The organism is Kitasatospora putterlickiae, from assembly GCF_039527695.1.
Lineage (GTDB): Bacteria > Actinomycetota > Actinomycetes > Streptomycetales > Streptomycetaceae > Kitasatospora > Kitasatospora putterlickiae.
The window spans coordinates 5,539-9,774 of the sequence record NZ_BAAAKJ010000250.1 but is presented as its reverse complement, the minus strand read 5'-3'; the positions used below and the strand labels follow the sequence as shown (position 1 = coordinate 9,774).

General features: G+C 73.1%; 3 protein-coding genes. 2 read left to right on the top strand and 1 reads right to left on the bottom strand.

Annotated elements, in window-relative coordinates; all coding sequences use genetic code 11:
• A partial coding sequence (locus tag ABD308_RS25165; protein ID WP_344338845.1) for a glycoside hydrolase family 26 protein occupies positions 1 to 1,075 on the bottom strand: 1,075 nt, incomplete at its 3' end.
• A 391-nt stretch (positions 1,076 to 1,466) separates the two neighbouring features.
• Between ABD308_RS25165 and ABD308_RS25160 the strand changes: the two genes are divergently transcribed.
• Positions 1,467 to 2,399: a hypothetical protein gene (locus tag ABD308_RS25160; RefSeq protein WP_344338843.1), complete on the top strand. Its 933-nt coding sequence runs from the start codon at positions 1,467 to 1,469 to the stop codon at positions 2,397 to 2,399.
• A gap of 206 nt (positions 2,400 to 2,605) precedes the next feature.
• The gene (locus tag ABD308_RS25155) at positions 2,606 to 4,204 is read left to right on the top strand and encodes an ABC-F family ATP-binding cassette domain-containing protein (RefSeq protein ID WP_344338842.1); all 1,599 of its coding nucleotides are present in this window, start codon (positions 2,606 to 2,608) and stop codon (positions 4,202 to 4,204) included.
• Positions 4,205 to 4,236 lie beyond the last annotated feature (32 nt).

The window sequence follows — 4,236 nt, the reverse complement described above, 5'->3', positions numbered from 1 at the left end:
CCGGCCCGGCGGGGGGCGTCGGCGCGCCCGGTCCGGCGGTCCCCGAGGAGCCCGACATCAGCTGGCGGAACCGGGCGCTGGCGCGCGGGTTGCGGTCGCACTGCCAGAAGCCGTGCGGACAGTAGTCGGTGACGGTCTGGTACGCGGTGTCATGGGTGCGGATCCACTCCACCATCCGCTGCACGAACTCCGGGTTGTCCCCGTTGTGGAACAGCCCCCACTCGGGGTACGAGACCTGCTTGCCGCGCTTGGCCGCGAACTCGACCTGGTCCTGCAGCCCGTACGGCTCGCGCACGTAGTCGTCGAAGGTGCCGCCGGCCGGCTGGTCGTAGTTGTCCATGCCGATGATGTCGACCACGTCGTCGCCCGGGTAGCACTTGGTCCACGGGATCGCGTCCAGCCCCCGGTTGGGCGCGAAGTCGAAGCGGAAGCGCTGCCCGGGCACCGAGCGCATCACCGTGACGATCCGCCGCCAGTAGGTCTTCCAGGCGGCCGGGTCGGGCTTGCAGCGGTGGGTGTAGGTGACGCCGTTCATCTCCCAGCCGAGGGTGAGCACGGTGTCCGCGCCGCCGAGCGCCACCAGTCGGCGGGCCAGCCGCAGGAAGTGCCGGTCGAAGTCGCCGCGGGCGCCCTGGCCGAGCAGCCGGGCCACCTCGCCGTCCGGCACCCCCGCCTCGCTCGGCACCAGCATCGGCACGCCGAGCACGAGCATCCGGGACGGGTCGGCCTGCCGCCACTGGGACCACATGGCGAGCACCATCGGCTCGCCCTCGATGTCCGCCCAGCCGTTGCCGGCCAGATAGGTGTGGCCGACCTGGAGGTTGGCGTCGCCCAGCCACTGCGCGAACCGGCCGATCTGCGGGATGTAGTTGTCCCAGGAGCCGACGAAGGCTCCGAACGGCGGCTCGTGCGCCGGGCGCTGGACCGTCGGGCGGGGGGCGGGGCCGCGCGGGGCGATCGCGTCGGAGGAGAGCGAGTGCCGCTCGGTCTGGCTCAGCGGTGTCCCGGCGGGGACGCTGGCGGTGGTGAGCAGCAGCAGGGTGGCGGCGGCCAGCGCCAGGCGGCCGAATCGCATGGTGTCTCCTCGGGCGGCGCCCCCGGACGAATGCCACGGGCTGGGCGGAGCAGGGCTGGGCGGAGCGGGGGCGGACACGTTGCGTGGCGGGCCCTTCGCCGACAGTAGGGCCGCCCGGGCGGGGAAATGCCGAATGTCACCCTAAAGTGGGCGATATTCGAACGCCGTCCAGCAGTGTGCCGTGTATCACCTCCGTAACAGTCCTGGCGCCCCCGGGAGCCCTACGGCGGCGCCCGGTCCCGGGGCCCGGCCGGGCGGCGCGGGGCCCGACGGCGCAGGTCGCCGGGCGGGCGGGCGCGGGGCGCCGGGAACCCGCGGACCGGGTTCGGCCGTTCGGCCGTACGGGAAAGCCCGGCTGACTCGCGCGGGTGCCGAAAGGTACGCTCCGCCCGTGTCCTGGAAGTCGCGTGCCCTCAGCCCCCGATCGATCCTCCCTGCCCTGGCGGTGCTGCTGGTCCTTGTGGCGGGCGCCGCCGCGCACGCCAACAAGCCGGTCCCGTTCGGCGACCGGGTGGCCGCGAGGGGCGTCGCGGACGCGAGCGCGGACCCCACGGCCTCCCTGGACGCGGCCGACCTCGACCTGAGGGTGGGTCCGGGCCTGGAGGCGTACCACCGGGCCACCGGCGAGCACGCCTGGTCCTACCAGCGCGAGGGCGCCACCGCGCTCCACCTGAAGATGGCGGGCGAGAACGCGGTGGTGGTCTGGGACGACGGCCTGGTCACCTCGGTGCGGCCCGGCGACCACCAGGTGCGCTGGCACCGCGCGGTGCCCGGCCTGGCCGACTGGCTGCGCGGCGCGGGCGAGCCCGGCGCCGACAAGCGCACCGAGGAGCAGCGCGAGCAGCTGGCCGCCGAGCGGGCCGCGGCCGCGCTGCACACCGTCCGGGAGTCCGCGCCCTGGGTGGCGGTGGTCACACCGGAGCTGACGATGGGTTTCCGGGACGCCGACGGTGACCTGCGCTACAACTCCAAGCCGCCCGGCAACTGCGTCTACGACCCGGAGCGCACGGTGGCCACCGACTTCGCGGTGCTGGTGCCGCGCAGCTGCGCCAACAGCGCCGGGCAGCCGGTGTCCGGCGGGATCTCCGGCTACCGGCTGGACAGCAGCGGCTGGCAGCTCAACGCCGGCCCGGCCGTCGAGATGGAGGCGCTGGACGAGCGGCGGGTGCTGATCTCGGACGGTCCGATCGTCGCGCCCAAGGTCTTCGATACCCGGGCGGCGGCGCCCGAGGCGGCCTGCGGCAGCCCGGCCGAGCCGTTCGCCGCGGTCCGCCCGGGCAGCGGCTGCGGGGCGGACGGGGCGCGGGAGACGCGGGAGCGGTAGTCGCGGCGGTACCCCGGTCGGGTAGTCCTCCGGGACCGCTCGCGCGGCCCGGTAGACTTGCCGCCATGGCTGATTTCTCCGGTGTATGACGGGCGAGCGGCGCCGCTCCAGCGCGGACCCGCAGTGCCCCGTCGACGACGCCCCTTCCCGCTTCCGGTCCGGATCCCGTCCGGTCGCCCGTCCACGTCCCAGGAGCTGTCCCAGCCATGATTTCCGCCAACGGCCTCGAACTGCGCGCCGGCGCCCGGATCCTGATCGAGTCCGCGAGCTTCAAGGTCGCCCCGGGTGACCGGATCGGCCTGGTCGGGCGCAACGGCGCCGGCAAGACCACGCTGACCAAGGTGCTGGCCGGTGAGGGCATCCCGGCCGCCGGCACGGTTGCCCGCTCGGGCGAGGTCGGCTACCTGCCGCAGGACCCGCGCACCGGCGACCTCGACGTCCTCGCCAAGGACCGCATCCTCTCCGCCCGCGGCCTGGACAGCGTGCTGCGCAAGATGCGCGAGAACGAGGACCGCATGGCGAACGGCAAGGGCGCCACCCGCGACAACGCGATGAAGAAGTACGCGCGCCTGGAGACCGAGTTCCTCACCAAGGGCGGGTACGCCGCCGAGGCCGAGGCCGCCACCATCGCCGCCGCGCTGGGCCTGCCGGACCGCATCCTCAACCAGGAGCTGCACACCCTCTCCGGTGGTCAGCGCCGCCGCGTCGAGCTGGCCCGGATCCTGTTCTCGGACTCCGACGTGCTGCTGCTCGACGAGCCGACCAACCACCTCGACGCCGACTCGATCGCCTGGCTGCGGGACTTCCTGAAGACCTACAAGGGCGGCTTCATCGTCATCTCGCACGACGTCGACCTGGTTGAGACGGTCGTCAACAAGGTCTTCTACCTGGACGCCAACCGCTCGGCCATCGACGTCTACAACATGGGCTGGAAGCAGTACCAGCAGCAGCGCGAGGACGACGAGAAGCGCCGCAAGCGCGAGCGGGCCAACGCCGAGAAGAAGGCCGCCACGCTGAACGCGCAGGCGGACAAGATGCGCGCCAAGGCGACCAAGACGGTGGCCGCGCAGAACATGGCCCGCCGTGCCGAGAAGCTGCTGTCCGGGCTGGAGACCGTCCGGGCCAACGACAAGGTCGCCAAGCTGCGCTTCCCGGACCCGGCCCCGTGCGGCAAGACCCCGCTGACGGCCAGCGGGCTCTCCAAGTCCTACGGCTCGCTGGAGATCTTCACCGACGTCGGCCTGGCCATCGACCGCGGCTCGCGGGTCGTCATCCTCGGCCTCAACGGCGCCGGCAAGACCACCCTGCTGCGGATGCTGGCCGGGGTGGAGCAGCCGGACACCGGCGAGGTCGTCCCGGGTCACGGCCTGAAGATCGGCTACTACGCCCAGGAGCACGAGACCCTGGACGCGGAGCGCACGGTCCTGGAGAACATGCGCTCGGCGGCGCCGGACATGGACCTGGTCGCGGTCCGCAAGATCCTCGGCTCCTTCCTGTTCTCCGGGGACGACGTCGACAAGCCGGCCGGGGTGCTCTCCGGCGGTGAGAAGACCCGGCTCGCGCTGGCCACCCTGGTGGTCTCCAGTGCCAACGTGCTGCTGCTGGACGAGCCGACCAACAACCTGGACCCGGCCAGCCGCGAGGAGATCCTCGGCGCGCTGCGCGAGTTCTCCGGCGCGGTCGTGCTGGTCACCCACGACGAGGGCGCGGTCGACGCGCTCCAGCCGGAGCGGATCATCCTGCTCCCGGACGGCGTCGAGGACCTGTGGAGCCCGGCCTACGCCGACCTGGTCACGCTGGCCTGACCGGCACCGGTCCGACCGCTTTTCCGGGGGCC

What these genes read in the sequence shown, in the direction of transcription:
- ABD308_RS25155 (WP_344338842.1), top strand. Translation starts at nt 2,606, where the DNA reads ATGATTTCCGCCAACGGCCTCGAACTGCGCGCCGGCGCCCGGATCCTG.